The 16,344-nt window shown below is 42.1% G+C and carries 11 protein-coding genes; 5 read left to right on the top strand and 6 right to left on the bottom strand.

The annotated features are described in order from the left end of the window. Positions 1-10 precede the first annotated feature (10 nt). Both AC6UD0_RS06510 and AC6UD0_RS06505 read right to left on the bottom strand, forming a co-directional pair. Complete coding sequence (locus tag AC6UD0_RS06510) at positions 11-2,362, bottom strand: HAD-IC family P-type ATPase (RefSeq protein ID WP_500695839.1); 2,352 nt, start codon at positions 2,360-2,362, stop codon at positions 11-13. A gap of 160 nt (positions 2,363-2,522) precedes the next feature. Next, entirely contained in the window at positions 2,523-2,945 is a 423-nt protein-coding gene (locus tag AC6UD0_RS06505) for an Hsp20/alpha crystallin family protein (RefSeq protein ID WP_500694098.1), read from the bottom strand. Between the two features lie 335 nt (positions 2,946-3,280). Here AC6UD0_RS06505 and AC6UD0_RS06500 point away from each other — a divergent pair, with 335 nt between their 5' ends. From AC6UD0_RS06500 to AC6UD0_RS06485, 4 genes are all read left to right on the top strand, one after another. Next, entirely contained in the window at positions 3,281-4,660 is a 1,380-nt protein-coding gene (locus tag AC6UD0_RS06500) for a hemolysin family protein (protein ID WP_500694099.1), read from the top strand. Between the two features lie 62 nt (positions 4,661-4,722). Then, positions 4,723-7,758, top strand: coding sequence for a YfhO family protein (locus tag AC6UD0_RS06495; protein WP_500708524.1), 3,036 nt, complete (start codon positions 4,723-4,725; stop codon positions 7,756-7,758). 129 nt (positions 7,759-7,887) lie between these two features. Further along, a complete protein-coding gene (gene nrdI / locus AC6UD0_RS06490; protein WP_500701307.1) occupies positions 7,888-8,373 on the top strand; it encodes a class Ib ribonucleoside-diphosphate reductase assembly flavoprotein NrdI in 486 nt (161 codons plus the stop codon). 108 nt (positions 8,374-8,481) lie between these two features. Next, the gene (locus tag AC6UD0_RS06485; RefSeq protein WP_500708523.1) at positions 8,482-9,828 is read left to right on the top strand and encodes an FAD-dependent oxidoreductase; all 1,347 of its coding nucleotides are present in this window, start codon (positions 8,482-8,484) and stop codon (positions 9,826-9,828) included. Between the two features lie 73 nt (positions 9,829-9,901). Here AC6UD0_RS06485 and AC6UD0_RS06480 read toward each other — a convergent pair whose 3' ends face one another. Both AC6UD0_RS06480 and AC6UD0_RS06475 read right to left on the bottom strand, forming a co-directional pair. After that, positions 9,902-11,080: an aminotransferase class I/II-fold pyridoxal phosphate-dependent enzyme gene (locus AC6UD0_RS06480; protein ID WP_500708522.1), complete on the bottom strand. Its 1,179-nt coding sequence runs from the start codon at positions 11,078-11,080 to the stop codon at positions 9,902-9,904. Positions 11,081-11,440: 360 nt separating this feature from the next. Further along, positions 11,441-11,857 carry a hypothetical protein gene (locus tag AC6UD0_RS06475; protein ID WP_500694103.1) on the bottom strand — a complete coding sequence of 139 codons (417 nt, stop codon included), beginning with the start codon at positions 11,855-11,857 and terminating at the stop codon, positions 11,441-11,443. Positions 11,858-12,051: 194 nt separating this feature from the next. Between AC6UD0_RS06475 and AC6UD0_RS06470 the strand changes: the two genes are divergently transcribed. Beyond that, positions 12,052-12,813, top strand: a complete 762-nt coding sequence (locus AC6UD0_RS06470) for a hypothetical protein (protein ID WP_500708521.1) — start codon at positions 12,052-12,054, stop codon at positions 12,811-12,813. Between the two features lie 45 nt (positions 12,814-12,858). Here AC6UD0_RS06470 and AC6UD0_RS06465 read toward each other — a convergent pair whose 3' ends face one another. Further along, the gene (locus tag AC6UD0_RS06465; protein ID WP_500708520.1) at positions 12,859-15,132 is read right to left on the bottom strand and encodes an ATP-binding cassette domain-containing protein; all 2,274 of its coding nucleotides are present in this window, start codon (positions 15,130-15,132) and stop codon (positions 12,859-12,861) included. A gap of 11 nt (positions 15,133-15,143) precedes the next feature. Then, the coding region (locus tag AC6UD0_RS06460; RefSeq protein ID WP_500708518.1) for an MDR family MFS transporter at positions 15,144-16,344 on the bottom strand (1,201 nt) is incomplete at its 5' end.

The raw sequence follows: 16,344 nt of genomic DNA, 5'->3' as shown, positions 1-16,344 counted from the left end.
GTCTAAATCCTTATTTGTTAAAAAGTTTATGTCTAACTAATCTGACACACTTTTGCACCCCAACAAATGTGAAATCAGTTGTAAGAGCTAATAATAATCCAATTCCTCCGACTGACCACGTAAAGATCGTGACCAACGAGAAAATTTTACCAAGAAAGATGAACACCGCCAAAAAGAGTGTGATACTCAAAACGACGATGGTTAGTTTGTAGCGGTTAAATGGTCGACAAACCATTGTCAAAGCCAACCAACAGATGACCCCAGTAATCAAAACACTCAGTGATGAAGTAATTGAGGTGAATAGTCCAAAAATATCGCCAATCACACCAATCACTAAAATGTAGAAAACGACACTTAGTGCGGCTGGAAGTGAAATTTCATAAATGTTAGAAGCAAAGCGGTCTTTTAAAGCTCGATAATTTGGTTCAAGCGCCAAGAGAAACGATGGGATTCCGACCATTAAGTCATTAATCGGCGTGAGTTGAATTGGTTGAAACGGATAGTTTCTGGCAAAAAACAGAAAGAGCACGCTGAGCATGACCGAGAACATGGTCTTAATCAGGTACAGGCAGGCGATGCTATCAATGTTGTTGATCACCCTCCGACCTTCGTTTAACACCTTAATGAGGGCGTCGAAGTTGGAATCAATAATCACGAAGTCGGCAATACTCTTGACACTCTCAGATCCTGATGCCATTGCGATTCCACAGTCTGACTGCTTTAAGGCCAGTAAGTCGTTGACCCCATCACCAGTCATGGCAACCGTCCGACCGTTTTCTTGTAGCGCCTTAATTAGCCGTTGTTTCTGGTCGGGTTTGACCCGTCCAAACACCACGTACTGCTTGACCAAATCACGATAGTTGGCGTCGTCTTCAATCGTCGTCATGTCAATGTAATCATCGGAATTGTGAATGCCGACCCGATTGGCAATGCTTGAAACGGTGACCGGATCATCGCCAGAGATGACCTTTAAGTCCACCCCCTGGTTATAGAAAAACTGCAGGGTTTCAGAAGCGTTCGGCCGAATGACGTCTGTAATCAAGATTAAGGCAATCAGTTCACTACCAGCGATACTATCCTCGTTTAATTGGTCCACTTTTGCGAGCGCAATGACCCGAAAACCCTGTTCGGCGTAATGCTTAACTTCTTGTTGTTGCTTGTCAGTTAGATCCAAAATGAACTGAGGTGCTCCGAAGACGTATTTGCCTTTGTCGTCTAACTCGGCCCCACTCCACTTTCTCGCTGAAGAGAACGGCACGATCATACTAGCAGCGTACGGGTGCTGCTTGAACTCATTTTTAAGCGCTGAAGCGGTCTCGTTATTGTCATCAATTTCATGGACCAAAGAGCCCATGATTTCGGCAATTTGTTGATCAGTGTAATTAGGAGCTTCTTTCACCATCTGTTTAAATTTCAATTCGCCACTGGTAATCGTCCCGGTTTTATCCAGGCAGATCGTGTTCACCCGTGCCAGAGTTTCAATGGAAGAAAGGTCTCTGACTAAGACCCGTTTTTTTGCCAGGTGATAGGCAGAAATTGCGAGGGTCACTGACGTCAAAAGAACCAACCCTTCCGGAATCATCCCAATCATGGCCGCCACGGTTCCCAGAATGGCATTATTAACGCTCACCCCGTGCATCAAACGGGAAACAAAAAGTGCTACTCCAAGTGGAATGATAATAAAAGTCAGAATTTTGATGATTTTTTTAATCAGCGAGATTAAGACACTGTTCTTACTCTTGTCGGTCTTAGCCTGGTTTGTAATCGTGTTAACAAAGGTCTCATCGCCAACTTTAGTTGCAAGCATGAAGGCTTTTCCACTAACCAGAAAACTGCCAGACGTCAGTTCATCTCCGGTGGTTTTCTCAATTGGATTGGATTCACCGGTGATTTGAGACTCATCAACCTCAATCCCCTTGGTTTGTTTTACGACTCCGTCAACCGGTACCTGGTCCCCACGATCCAGTTCAACGATGTCTCCTAAAACAATCTGGTCCGGTTGAATAAGTTCAATTTTTCCGTTCCGTCGAACTTTGATCTTGCTCTGAGACAACAACGCCATTTTGTCAACCTGGCGCTTAGAACGAATCTCCTGAAAGATTCCGATGGTAGTGTTCGCTATGGCAATCACCAAGAACAACATGTTGATATAGCTACCAGTATAGAATACTAGCGCACCAAGAACTACGTTGATTACGTTAAACAGCGTAAAGATGTTTTCCACCAAGATCTGTTTCACAGACTTCGTTAGTGGTTTAGGCGCCGTATTCTTATAACCGTCTGCCACCTGTTGTTTAACTTCCGTACTCGTTAGTCCCTCACTCGGATTCACGTTATTAATATCGATCTGGTCACTTGCCACAGTTACACCTCCTTATGTAATTAATTCATTTCTAATTAATATTGTATAAGAAGGAATTAAATTTTGCACCACTAATGAAAGAAAAGCGCAAAGCTTTAAAAATAGTTAAAAAAAGAGATGGTCCAACCGGATCATCTCTTAACACTTAGTCTAAATTAAATTAGTCAATTTCAACGTGATGGTTTTGGGTTTCATCATCTTGTGATTTTGGCAAAGTAATGGTCAAAACACCGCCATCGTAATCAGCTGAAATCTTGGTCTCATCAACATCAGGGATGTAAAACGAACGGTTAACGTCACTTGATGAACGTTCTCTACTTAAGATCCGACCATTGTCACCCTTATTTTCCTTGTCAATGTCATGAACAGCATGAATTGATAGGGTATCGTTATCATAACTAATGTCAATATCATTTTTTCTAAAGCCAGGTAATTCTGCCTTTACGACGTAGTCATCGCCTTGGTCTAAAACATCAGTTTTCATTCTGTTGCTTCCAGCAACTGAGTTTAATAAACTCTTGCCAAAGTCGCCAAAAAAGTCATCCATTGGATCATAACTAGCTTTTCTTAAATCGTTTGCCATAACTAAAACCCCTTTTTATTATTTTATTTGCTAATCTCTTAGCACCCTCTATACTAGGATGGATCGTCCCTTTCACACAAGAAATTAGCTCATAATTGGGGTAAAAAGTGCTACTTACAAAATAACTTTCGTATTAACCGTTAATTTTTCCTCGAAACCATAAAATCAAAAATTTTTCGTAACATAATAAGGAATTTATTTTAATAAATTGCTTCCATTCAAGCGGCTTTATGATAAAATCAATTAATTATGCCGCTCATCTTAAATACTTAAAAAAATGGATAAGTACGTTATAATATATTTATTGTTTAAAATTTTGAAATGAGGAATGAAATTTGAATACCGGTCAGATAATACTTGATCTAATAATTATTTTAATAACGTTCTTCTTTGCTGCATTCTTTGTCGCGTGTGAGTTCTCACTGGTCCAATCAAGGCCAAGTGCCCTCCAAGAAAAACTGGATGATGAAGATATCAGTGACAAAAAGAAGAAAAAAGTTAATCGTGAAATGAAAATGGTAACCAACCTTAATGAGTATCTTTCGACAACCCAAGTAGGTGTTTCACTTGCGGGAATCATTCTTGGTTGGATTGGTGAATCATTCGTGATTGAAATCCTGGTTTCCATCATGGAATTAAAGGATTTCAGTGTTAATCCTGCTACCGCTCACAGTGTTGGTGCGATTGTTGGGGTACTTTTACTTACCTATTTAGAAGTGGTCTTTACCGAAATTGTGCCTAAAAATATTAGTATTGACATGCCACTGAAGGTTTTGAGCGTGATTGCTGGTCCGCTTCACTTCTTTCACATTTTATTCTATCCATTTGTGTGGTTACTAAATGTGTCAGCAACTGGCGTGGTTAAGTTACTGGGAATCCCGGTGGCAAACGAAAACGATGAGGCCTTCTCGCAATCAGAGATTTTGAGTCTTTCAAAGGATGCCGTTAAAAACGGTGACCTGGAGCGAAACGACTATCTGTACATGCAACGATCGTTTGAATTAAACGACAAAGTGGCCAGGGACATCATGATTGACCGGACCCAATTGGTAACGATTGACATCAACGACACGGTTCAAGACGCCATTAACGTTTACATTCAAAAGAAATTCAGTCGAATTCCCGTTGTCAAAGACAACGATAAGGATAATATTCTGGGGTACGTTTACAGTTACGATTTGGTCAGACAATCGCAGGTCGATTCCAACGTCAAGGTCGGAAAACTAATCCGAAAGATTAGTACGACCCCCGAAACCACCCCCATTACGATGGTGCTTCAACAAATGATTAAGATGCATCAACCAATTGTTGTCGTAATCGATGAATACGGTGGAACGTCTGGTTTAATTACCGATAAGGATATCTACGAAGAGTTGTTTGGGACCGTTCGAGACGAAATCGATCCGCAGGTTAACGAATACATCTTTAAACAGCCCAATGGCACCTTCCAGGTGAACGGAAAATTAAACACGTATGACTTTGAAAAGTACTTCGACGTTGAGATGCCTGCTTTTGACGACTCTGACATCGTTACGATTGCTGGTTTCATCATTGAACAAAACCCTCACATTAAAGTGGGTGACGTTGTTACCATTGATGGCTTTCAGTTTAAGGTTCTTGACTACAAGAACTCGTTCATTAACTGGCTAGAGGTCAATAAACTGGAACCAACTGATGATGAATCAGACGCAGATGACGATCAAAAAGACAAATAACTAATATCAATAAAGCCGAGGATCCTCCTCGGCTTTACTAATACATAGGGGTAATAGAAACAATGAAAACAGTTTTAAAAAAATGTCCGGATTGGCTTTTTTACAGTCTAATTTTTCTGATTATTATCATGGCCTACATCTGGACGTTTTACTTAACCGGTAACTCACTAATTTGGGGAATGGACGGAATTGCCCAACACTATCCCATTCTCGTAAACTTTAAACACATGCTAACTGAATTTCTTGCCCATCCCAGTCACGGCTTTACTAACTGGTCGTTTAACATTGGCCTCGGTGCTGATCAGTTAACCAGTTTTTCGTACTACGTAGTCGGTGATCTCTTCAACTACCTGATCGTTTTATTCCCAGACCACTTACTGGAACTGGGATATGGGCTCCTGGTAATCCTGCGCCTGTACGTTGCCGGATTGGCCTTTTTACTATTTATTAAACAATTTCATTTTAAAAAATACAGTATTGTACTCGGAACTTTAACTTACACGTTTGCGGGTTACGCTCTTTATTCGGGGATGCACCATCCCTTTTTTATTCTACCGATGATTTTCTTCCCACTGATTTGCTACGGCGTCGAACGCATCATTTCTAACCATTCCTTCATTCCACTGATGCTGGCCGTTTCCTTAACTTTTTTAAGTAACTTCTACTTTGCTTACATCATTGGGCTTGGCAGTATTATCTACGTCATCATTAGGTATTTCAGCCTTCGTAAAAAACCTGACTTTCATTTTGTGAGCGCACTGGTCAAAATGGTTGCGGCCATTCTAGCGGGAATCTTGATTAGTGCTGTTATTTTCGCCCCGACCCTCTTATTTGCCCTAAGTTCCACGAGGACCACTTCGACCTTTGCGAACGGCTATCTTTTCTATCCTCTCTACTATTACCTCTCCATTCCAAGTAAAATTCTCGGAAATGGTTACCTGACCATTAGCTTCTGGCTCATTGTTGGGATTAGTGGACTCGGATTTTTGGGCATTGTTTACACGATGACCCACTTCAAGAAATACCTTTACCTAAACATCGGCCTGTTGGTGGTTTTCATTGGTGCCCTGATTCCGGCTTTTGGAGCCGTCTTCAACGCCATATCGACCCCATCAAACCGGTGGATGTGTTTGGGCTTACTTCCAATTGGGATGGCTGCCACAATTCTTTCAGATCATCTCACCACGTTAACTAAACGTGACGTGGAAGTCATGATTGTCGCAATTATCACCCTCATTGTGCTTATTTGGGCTTCTCGCGGCTTCATCATGAAGCTAAGCGCGCATGACTACGGTGAAATTGTCCTCCTGCTGATTTTAATGGGAGTCATCCTATGTAGTCAGCTCTTTCATTTAAAGCCAGTGACAACCATCGGAAGTGTGACCGCCGTTTTGATAATAAACCTTATCTCACTTGGCATTGGCTACTACAGTCCCAACGTTGCCGGTTTTTCAAAGGGCATGCTTAATAAGCACGTTGCCACTAACTTTATCAATAATTTCTACGACGGAGCCGATCAGTACGTTGAACCGCGGTTGGGTGGATATCGGACCTCACTTGGTAATCGATACCACTATGCTGGTCGAAACGACGTCAACTTATCAAACTACTCTAACATCAATACCAACATTCCGATGTTATTTTCGACCCGTGACATTTCGTCATACCTGACGGTGGAAAATGGGGCAATTGGCCAACTTGAAAATTCCGTTCAAAATAACCAACGGACCTTTAACGCTCCGGTCGCTCAAAATGACTACCGCACCACCCTTGATAATCTAATGGGGGTCAAGTACCTCTTTATTCGCACGGGCCAACAAAACAAATCACAACCCTTTGGCTTCAAGATGGTCAAGGGTAAGGACAAAAAGCCGCTCCTGTTTGCGTCTGACAACCCACTCGTGAACCAAAAAGACCCCGACGGAACCTACGTTTTAAAAAACAAGAACGCACTTCCAATTGCTTACACCCAGGATCAAACGATCTCAAACCGACAGTACCAAAAATTATCCCCAACCGAGCGTGAACAAGCAATGATCAGTGGGGTCCATGTTGATTCGCCAATTAAGGGCATCAAATCAGCCAAGTTGAAACATAATCAGAAGCAACTTAGTTATGAAGTGCAACCGGACTACGAAAAGACCCTTGATAACTACGATAAATTAACGGCATTCACTAACAATTCTAAGAGCGTTGAGTACAACGAACCAACCATTAATCACACGTCTCAGAAGACCGCCTTAAAGATCCTTTCCGAAAACGTCCAACTGGAAAATGACACCAAGAAGCAAAATCAGGACGGTCTCCGCGTGGTAACTAAGGATGTCCTCGGTAAATCAGTTCCGTATTTTCTTAAGATTAAGCAACCTAACCGCACCAAAAATGCCGAAATTTACTTACAATTAGAGGGCATTCAGAGTCACGATTACTCGTCGGCTTCAAAGGAAAGCATGACCAAAAGACAGCACGCCATCAAAAATCAACCCTACACGCGGATGATGAAACTAAACGAGAAAAGAAAGAACCTCCACACTCCGTTTGTCGGTCAGTACTCCTTAAATGTTGCAACGAAAGGAATGAAGAACGGTTACTCACAGTATGGACGCGACAATCTCTCAAACTACACGCAAAAGAAAAACGCTTTGATTAACCTAGGGTATTCCACCAAACGCCGCAATCAAATTAAATTGACGTTTGATGGTGTCCACCAGATTAATTTTAAACACGCCAAGATTATTGCCGTTCCGTTTGGCAATTCGTATGAACAACGGATTCAAAAACTTCAACGTAACCGTCTCCAAAACCTTCAGGTTAAAAAGAACGAGGTCAAGGGAATCAGTAATAACAAGAAGAAGTCCGTCTTAACCACTTCCATTCCCTATTCAACGGGATGGAAACTCTTCGTCGACGGCAAGCAGGTACCAACTACTCGGGTCAACACTGGCTTTGTCGGAGCACCCATTCAAGCTGGTAAACACCAGATTGAATTGAAATACCAAACTCCGGGACTGCTATTAGGAGCAATTGCGAGCGCCTTCGGAATTTTAATCCTCGCTATCAGTGGGATCGTCATCTGGATCGTAAAGAAACGAAATTAAATTAAAAACGTACGGATAACTAATTCCGTGCGTTTTTTGGCTGCTTTGACTTCTAAGATTCTGTGCATTTAAACTTGTTAGAGGTTACACTAATAGTGACTATTTTTCATATTTAAGGAGGTAGTAATCATCAAACCCATTCGCATTTTATACATCTCAATTGCCGGTAACACCCGCAACTTCGTGCAAAATTTAGAGGACTACGCGGAAACCGAGCACCAAAAAGATGCTAGTAACCCACTAATTGAACCAACCGAAATCTCAGATCAAAGTGACTTTGCTGACGAAACATCACCGTACTTTGTTTTCGTGCCGACCTACCTTGACGGTGGAAATGGAATCGATAACGGGGTCAAAGAACTCATGACCAACACCATGGGCGAATACGTTGCTTACAACCATAACGCCGACTACTGCATGGGAATCGTCGGCAGTGGTAATCGCAATTTTAACGTCCAATTTTGTCTCACAGCCAGAAGATATGCGGAACGTTTTAACGTCCCTGAAATTGCAGAATACGAATTAAGGGGCACCGATCGTGATGTCGTTCGCATTTATCAAACCATGTGTGAAAGAGCCAGAGAGTATAGTAATGAAGTCGCTTTCAAAAAATAATAAATAAGAACCATTTTATGAGTGTATTGATTAGCATTTCACAATTTTATCTGGTAGGATAACCTATAATTCATGAATATTGTTTCACACTAGGAGGTAAGTTGCATCATGAAAATTATTGTTGTTGGTTGTACCCACGCGGGAACTTTTGTGGTTAAACAAATCTTAAAAGAGCATCCCGATTATGACTTAACTGTCTATGAAAAAAATGACAATATCTCATTTTTATCATGTGGAATCGCTCTTTATCTAGGTGGCGAAGTTAAGGATCCAAAAGGCCTATTCTATTCCGATCCAAAGGAATTAAAGGGACTAGGCGCCGACGTGCAAATGAAGCACGAAGTCACTAACATCGACTCAAATAACAAGGAAATCACCGTTAAGGATTTAGAATCCGGTGAAAGTAAGACCGAACATTACGACAAGCTCGTAATGACCAGTGGTTCCCTTCCGGTTGTCCCTCCAATCGAGGGCGTTCATAGCGATCACGTCAAGCTTTGTAAGAACTGGACCGACGCTCAGGTGCTTTTCGATGACGCCAAGGACGCTAAACGGATCGCTGTTATTGGAGCTGGATACATTGGAGCTGAGTTAGCCGAAGCTTATTCTAAGACCGGCCACGAAGTTACCCTGATTGATGGGGTTGACCGGGTTTTAAGTAAATACTATGACCCTAAGTTTACTGACATCGTTGAAAAAGACTACAAGGACCACGGCGTTAAGTTTGAAGGAAACCAAATGGTGCAAAAGTTCACTGATAACGGTGATACAGTCTCAATTAAGACCAGCAGTGACGAATTTACGGCTGACCTAGCTATTTTGTGCATTGGTTTCAAACCCAACACGAGTCTACTCAAGGGTCAAGTTGACATGCTTGAAAACGGTGCAATCATCACCGATGATTACATGCATGCTTCTAACAAGGACATCTTCGCCGCTGGTGACAGTGCCGCCGTTCACTACAATCCAACCCACAAAAACGCCTACATTCCGCTGGCAACCAATGCGGTTCGTCAAGGAATCTTGGTTGGAAAGAACATCGAAAACGACACCGAAAAATACATGGGAACGCAATCCTCATCTGGTCTGAAGTTGTACGACAGAAACCTCGCCTCAACCGGCTTAACCATGAGTGCCGCTAAGGCTCAGGGCATTAACGCTCACCAAGTAATTGTCGAAGACAACTATCGTCCTGAATTCATGCCTACCACGACTCCCGTTCTGATGTCACTGGTTTACAGTCCTGACACCCGTAAAATCTTGGGTGGCGCATTGACCAGTCTCTACGACATTTCACAATCCGCTAACGTGCTTTCGGTTGCCATTCAAAACGAAAACACCATTGACGACCTGGCTATGGTTGACATGCTGTTTCAACCAAACTTTGACCGTCCGTTTAACTACCTCAACATCTTGGGTCAAGCGGCTCAGGAAAAAGAAGCCCAAAACAAGTAATTGTAAATAAAATAAAATACACCGCAAAAGAGCCCTTAACTATCGTAAGTAGTTAAGGGCTTTGGCGTCACCACTATTTTTTTCTTTCTTTTTCAATATATTCAGTAATTCGGTCCATGGCTTCTTTTAAGTTTTCCATTGAAGTAGCATAACTAATGCGGACGTAACCCTCGCCGCCTGGGCCAAACGAACTTCCGGGAATGACGGCCACCTTAGCTTTACGGGCTAAATCATAGCTAAAGTCCATACTATTTTGAATTAAGCCAGCTGGGATTTTAGCGAAAATGTAAAAAGCTCCATCGGGATTGGCCATCTTAAAGCCCATCGCATTCAATTTCTCGTAGACAAAATCACGTCGCTTTCGGTACTCTTTCTTCATGGCATCAGTATCATTCATTCCGTTTCCAAGTGCTTCGGCGGCCGCAGCTTGTGCGTTTGTGGTAGTCGAAGTGATCGTAAATTGATCGATTTTTTCAAGTTGACTAGTGATGTCTTTAGGCGCCGCCATGATCCCAATTCTCCATCCGGTCATCGCGTGTGACTTTGAAACTCCATTCAATAAAATGGTTTGTTCGGGAAGATATTTAGCGATTGAGGCGTGTTGGCCGTCATAAGTCAGTTCGCTGTAAATTTCGTCAGAAATCACAAAAATATCATGCTTTTTAATCACATCGGCCAGTTTTTGGAGTTCGCCAGGATGATAAGTTTTGCCAGTGGGATTAGTGGGAAAATTCAAGACAATCGCCTTGGTTTTGGGGTGATCCCTTAAATTTTGTTCTAATTGTTCTGGAGTAAGGACAAAGTCAGTTTTAGAGGTGTCCATAAAAACCGGGGTGGCTCCCCGTAGTTTAATAATCGGAAAGTAGAGTGGAAAAATCGGCGTTGGAATTAAAACCTCATCCCCAGGATTTAAGACCGATGTTAACGCCGTATAAATTCCGCCGGTTGCTCCAGCGGTCATAATGATCTCCGTCTCCGGGTCGTAGTTTAAATCGTATTTACTTTGTAAAAAGTGCGCAGCTGCATCCCGCAGTCGCTTAGTTCCCTTGGTTGGGGCATAGTGACTCTCATTTTGTTGAATACTTTTAATTGCCGCGTCCTTAACGTGTTCGGGAGTATTAAAGTCTGGTTCTCCTAACGTTAACGGAATAATATCAGGAATCTGACTCACCTCATCATTAAATTTTAAAATCGACGATGGTGATAGCTGCAGCATTTCTTGATTCATTTTACTTATTAATGCTTTTGACATTCTAATTCTCCTTTCGATAGACAAAAATCCCAGTTAACATTCGATGCTAACTGGGATTAAAAACACATTCGTTATTAGGAATATCCAACGATAATCTGTAATTAGCCTAGTTAGTATCCTTACGGTATCTAATTAGGCCCTCAAAACAACCTTACTTAGATACGCACTTGTACCAAGTAAAGTAAGTATAAAGGTCGGTTTGATGATCAATATGATTATTCATGGAATATTCCTCCTCTTCTTTAATTGCCACTAATTAAACAACTCAAATCACTTTCTGTCAATCATTTTAAAACATTTATTTAAAGAACGTAAAAAAGAGAGCTAACACCAAGGTGTCAACTCTCTTTACACTTAATCTTATTGTTCGTTAAATTGTAAGTCCAAGCTAATGTGCTTACCATCTTTACTATCAATAACACGTGAATCAACAAAGACACTGTTCTTCTTAGTCTTAGTGATGTTGTCCGTTGGGTCAACGTCAACTAAAGTTTGAAAAGCGGCATCAGTTAATTTTGATAGTGGAACGTAAGGGATGAATGGAACACCCAAGTATGAGTGTAATGTTTCATCGTATTGGTCACGCAAAACGTTCATTTGATCCAAAACGTCTTGAAGGTCTTTCCCAAAATCAGTTACATCCAAAAAGTAAACGTTTCGAACTTCATCAGTTTGTTCCCAAGGTTGGTCGGTCAAGATTGCTGACACTAAATCAGCCATTTTGTCTTCGTAATCTTTAATGTCATCGAGTTTTTCAATAATCTTTTTTTCGCTCATGTCATTCTTCCTCTCAATATTCAGTCTGATAGTTAATAACTATCACTTACAGTAACCATGATATCACATTTAAAGCGACTAATCGACACCTGATCTCCCATTAAGGTGCGGGAAATTGGATTGGATTCTTTTTGTGAGATTGAGAAATAATGGTAAGATAATGCATATAAACTGATTAAAGGAGCACTCAATCAATGAACAATGAAACAGTTGGTAGTCGAATGGACCGCAATGTCGGAAACGTAGTTATTAACGTTGTTGATAAAAACGCTCAAAATTTGACTAACCCATTAAAATATTCGCAAACTCCCGGGGAAGCATTTTCAATCGAAGTCCCTGACCTAAAGGGATACGTCGTTCAGGGACTTAGTGGTGATCAGAATGCCGTCAGTTACCTCACTAATGTCACCTTTAAACGAAACGTTGATTATCCGGCAAACATGGGTCGGGTTGTGGCCGTCAATCCGAACGAGAATATCAACGGAACTTTTGCAAGAGGAACGCTCACTTACAACTTGGTGTACGCACCAAGTGCACAGGTGGTTTCCCCGGGTGTTGATAGAACAGCACCCAATCAAACGCAGTACCAAAGTGCTCCTAAAAAGAAGACACACCACTGGTTCCGCTGGATCGTCATTATTTTCCTAATTATCATTTTGTTGGGAATCTTTGGCTTATACCGTTCAGGAAAGAGTGCCCAGCAACAGGTTAAACAAAATCCGCCCGTGGTGGTTAAAAATTATAACAATAAACCCCAGAACAACGCTGATAATGGTGGCAACAATGGCAGTAATGCAGCTAACCAAAAAACTCAAGATGTCATTGAAAAAGCCAAACAAGAAATCGAACAAAATGCTAGTGAACGGGATAATAATGCTCTTCAACAAATTATCATGACCATCCAAGATGGTATCAATATGATAAAAGCCAACATTGAGTCTTTCATCGGATTCTAATTCAAAAAGAGATCATCACTGATATCAGTGATGATCTCTTTTTGTTTATCTTTCTTTATAAGGCAACATGTACTTTTTAAGGGCTTTTCCGGTAAATGATTGGGGAACTTTTTCCGATCCCTCAGGAATTCCACTGTACAGGACGTTTCCACCGTACGTTCCTGCTCCAGGTCCCATGTCAATCAACCAATCAGCCTGACTGATTACATCAAGGTTGTGTTCAACGATAATAAGAGAATCGCCATCAGCAACCATTCGTTTAAATAACTTCAGCAATCGTTGCGTATCATTCATGTGGAGACCGGCCGTGGGTTCATCAAGAAAGTAAATCTTGCCCTTCTCTTCTAGCATCTGGGCTAATCGTAGTCGTTGCAGTTCACCACCAGATAGCGTGGTCAAAGCCTGATTTAACGCTAAATAATCCAATCCGACTTCGCTCATCTGTTTCAACGGATTAGCGATTTCAGGAACATCCTTGAAGAACTCAGCCGCGTGAGCAACCGACATTGACAAAACGTCGGCGATGTCTTGACCGTGATACTTGTATCCCAAGGCTTCCTGACTGTAGCGTTTTCCGTGACACAACTCACAGGTCTGAACGACCGGATCCATGAAAGCCATGTTGGTAATTGTGATCCCTTTCCCCTTACAACGCGGACAAGCACCCTTGCCGTTGTAACTAAAGAGTTGGGTCGAAACGTTGTTGGCCTTCGCAAAAAGTCTTCGAATTGGGTTTAAAATGTTGAGATAGGTCACGGGAGTTGAACGAATACTGATGCCGGCTTGTTTTTGCGTCAGATCAACGTAATTGCCATTTAGATGGTCCTTCATGGCCTCCGCTAGTGAACTCTTACCAGATCCAGCCACTCCTGACAAAACGGTCATAATCCCAGTTGGTACCTTGACACTCACGTCGTCAATGTTATGCATGTGAACGTGCTTCAAGTCTACAAATCCCTTAGGTTGAAGTGGTTTGGCGAAGTGATGGGGTGCCCTTAACCATTTTCCGGTCAAGGTGTCAGAGTCCAACACTTCTGGATAACTTCCAGTAAAGGTGATTTTACCACCTTCGGCACCAGATTTTGGTCCCACTTCGACCACGTGATCGGCAATCGACATGATCTCTGGGTTGTGGTCAACGATAAAGATGGTATTACCCTTTTTCTTTAGGTTAATCATGGCCTTTTTTATCAAAGCGATGTCGTGGGGATGAAGACCCACACTTGGTTCGTCAAAAACGTACAGAATATCTGACAATGAATTGGTCAGGTGTTTAGCAATCTTAATTCGTTGCACTTCACCACCTGATAACGTGCTGGTGGTTCGATCGAGAGTCAAGTACCCTAATCCAATGTCAATTAACGGCTTAATCTTAGACTCCAAGCCCCGGATGATTTCATCTCCAAGGTTATCTTTAATGGACTCCAAAAAGTCTAAGAACTGCACCAAATCCATCCCAGAGACGTCGTTAATGTTATCGCCGTTAATCTTAACGCTCAAAGATCTAGGGTTAAGTCGAGCTCCCTTACATACCGGACAAACTTCCCGGGTCACAATCTCACTAATGGCTTCTTTGTGGTGCTTACCCTCACGACTGTTGATGATTGAACGTTTGATTCTGGGAACCACCCCCTCGTACTGGCTTGTTTTGTAGTAGGCAGGCGCATTGGACAGTTTTTGTTGCGGCGCGTGCATCAACAGGTCGTACTCTTCGGGAGTGTAATCTTTAACTGGCTTGTCGTTATCAAACAAACCGCTGTATCCGTATCCCCGCCAACGCCAGGTTCCGGGTCCAAAACTAACGAAGGTAATCGCTCCGTCATTAAGTGACTTCTCTGGGTCAATTAACTTCGACTCATCAACTTCATCAACGTAGCCTAACCCCTGACAGTACGGACACATCCCCTGTGGTAGGTTAAACGAAAAGACCTCCGAGTACCCCACAAACGGCTTTCCAACTCGTGAGAATAAGAGTCGTAATAACGAGTAGATTCCCGTGTAGGTGGCAAGCGTTGACCGAGCGTTGCCGGTCAGTTGTTTCTGTTCAATCGCAATGGCAACTGGCAGATTTTTGATGTCACCAACGTGCGGCTGCCCGTACTTTGGGAGATACTGTTGTGAAAAACTGGGAAACGTTTCGTTTAGTTCACGACGTGACATGGCCGCAATCGTGTCGAATACTAACGACGATTTCCCCGATCCGGACTCACCGACAAAAACGGTGATTTCGTGTTTAGGGAGCTTGACGTTAACGTGCTTTAAATTATTTTGGTGTGCATCAGACACATCAATTGAATCCTTATAATAAGTGTCGACCATGGTTTACCTCACTAATCTTGACGTGTTTTGCTTAACTTTCTTGATTCGCTCATCACACAGAACAATGCGAATAAAATCAGTCCACCGGATACGATAAATAGAGCTGGATAATTGAAAAATTCAACCATTAAACCACCAAAGAGCGGTCCCACAGCCCTTCCAAGGGACATGAAAATATTAAATAGTCCCTGAAACTTCCCCTTTTGTCTGGGGTCCGCTAACGTATCGATCCACGCCGGAATTCCCGGCAGTCCATTCATTTCACCAAAGGTCAAAATGACCATGATAATTACGAAAACGGCGTACTGTCTAGCAAATATTAACATAAAGAAGCTTAGCGCGAAAATGATTACCCCAAAGGCAATCTGACGACTCATCTTAAACCGAGACCCGATTTTATTAATAATCGGTTGAATGAAGACAATCAGTAAGCCATTAATCGTCCACAAGAAACTGTAATTTTCAAATGAGATCCCTAGTTGAGTCATGTGGACCGACATGACACTTTCCCAGAGCGTATAACTCATATAAATACAAAAAACCATGATGCAGATTAGCCAAATCAGTTTTAAACCGCGACTCTTTTTCTCAGAAACATCGTCGTCATCTTGTGAACGCTTAACGGCCGTTGGAGCTGGCCGATGTAATTTAATGTTAAATTCAAAAATCGTCATTAGTAACAACACAATGTAAAAACCAGTTGCCACGATGAAAACAATCGAAATCCCGTACTTCATCAAGAAACCAACCAACGCGGTTCCGACAACGACCCCCAGATTAAGCCCCACGTACAACGAATTAAAAACGTATCGCGTACTTTTAGAGGTGATCATCGATGCGTACGAATTTAAGAGCGTCATGCTGGACCCGTTACCCAGTCCGTACAGCAGTAACATAATTCCAAAGATGGGCCAGCCGTGAAAGAAGATCAAAGTCACAATCGAAGTCATCGTAATTAGAACACTGATGATGGCAGTCTTGTATGGTGACCAGCGATCGAAAAGATAACCACCCAGATAGTTCCCAATAATCATGAACATTGACATGGCAAACAGCACGATGCCGGCCGTTGTCAGAGATTCATGAAGGTAATTATGCATGTAGACCGTGGTTAACGGCCACATAAAGGATGACCCGGTATTTAATAGTAACGAATAGATTAAAACGGTACTCAACCTTAATTCTTTTTTTCTTCCTTTTACCATTTGCTTG

The organism is Fructilactobacillus sp. X7R9C1 (assembly GCF_059901005.1).
This window is presented reverse-complemented; position numbering and strand designations above follow the sequence as displayed.

Coding starts and splice junctions, on each gene's coding strand:
- AC6UD0_RS06505 (WP_500694098.1), bottom strand. CDS start 2,945: ATGGCAAACGATTTAAGAAAAGCTAGTTATGATCCAATGGATGACTTT.
- AC6UD0_RS06495 (WP_500708524.1), top strand. CDS start 4,723: ATGAAAACAGTTTTAAAAAAATGTCCGGATTGGCTTTTTTACAGTCTA.
- AC6UD0_RS06485 (WP_500708523.1), top strand. CDS start 8,482: ATGAAAATTATTGTTGTTGGTTGTACCCACGCGGGAACTTTTGTGGTT.
- AC6UD0_RS06480 (WP_500708522.1), bottom strand. CDS start 11,080: ATGTCAAAAGCATTAATAAGTAAAATGAATCAAGAAATGCTGCAGCTA.
- AC6UD0_RS06475 (WP_500694103.1), bottom strand. CDS start 11,857: ATGAGCGAAAAAAAGATTATTGAAAAACTCGATGACATTAAAGATTAC.
- AC6UD0_RS06470 (WP_500708521.1), top strand. CDS start 12,052: ATGAACAATGAAACAGTTGGTAGTCGAATGGACCGCAATGTCGGAAAC.
- AC6UD0_RS06465 (WP_500708520.1), bottom strand. CDS start 15,132: ATGGTCGACACTTATTATAAGGATTCAATTGATGTGTCTGATGCACAC.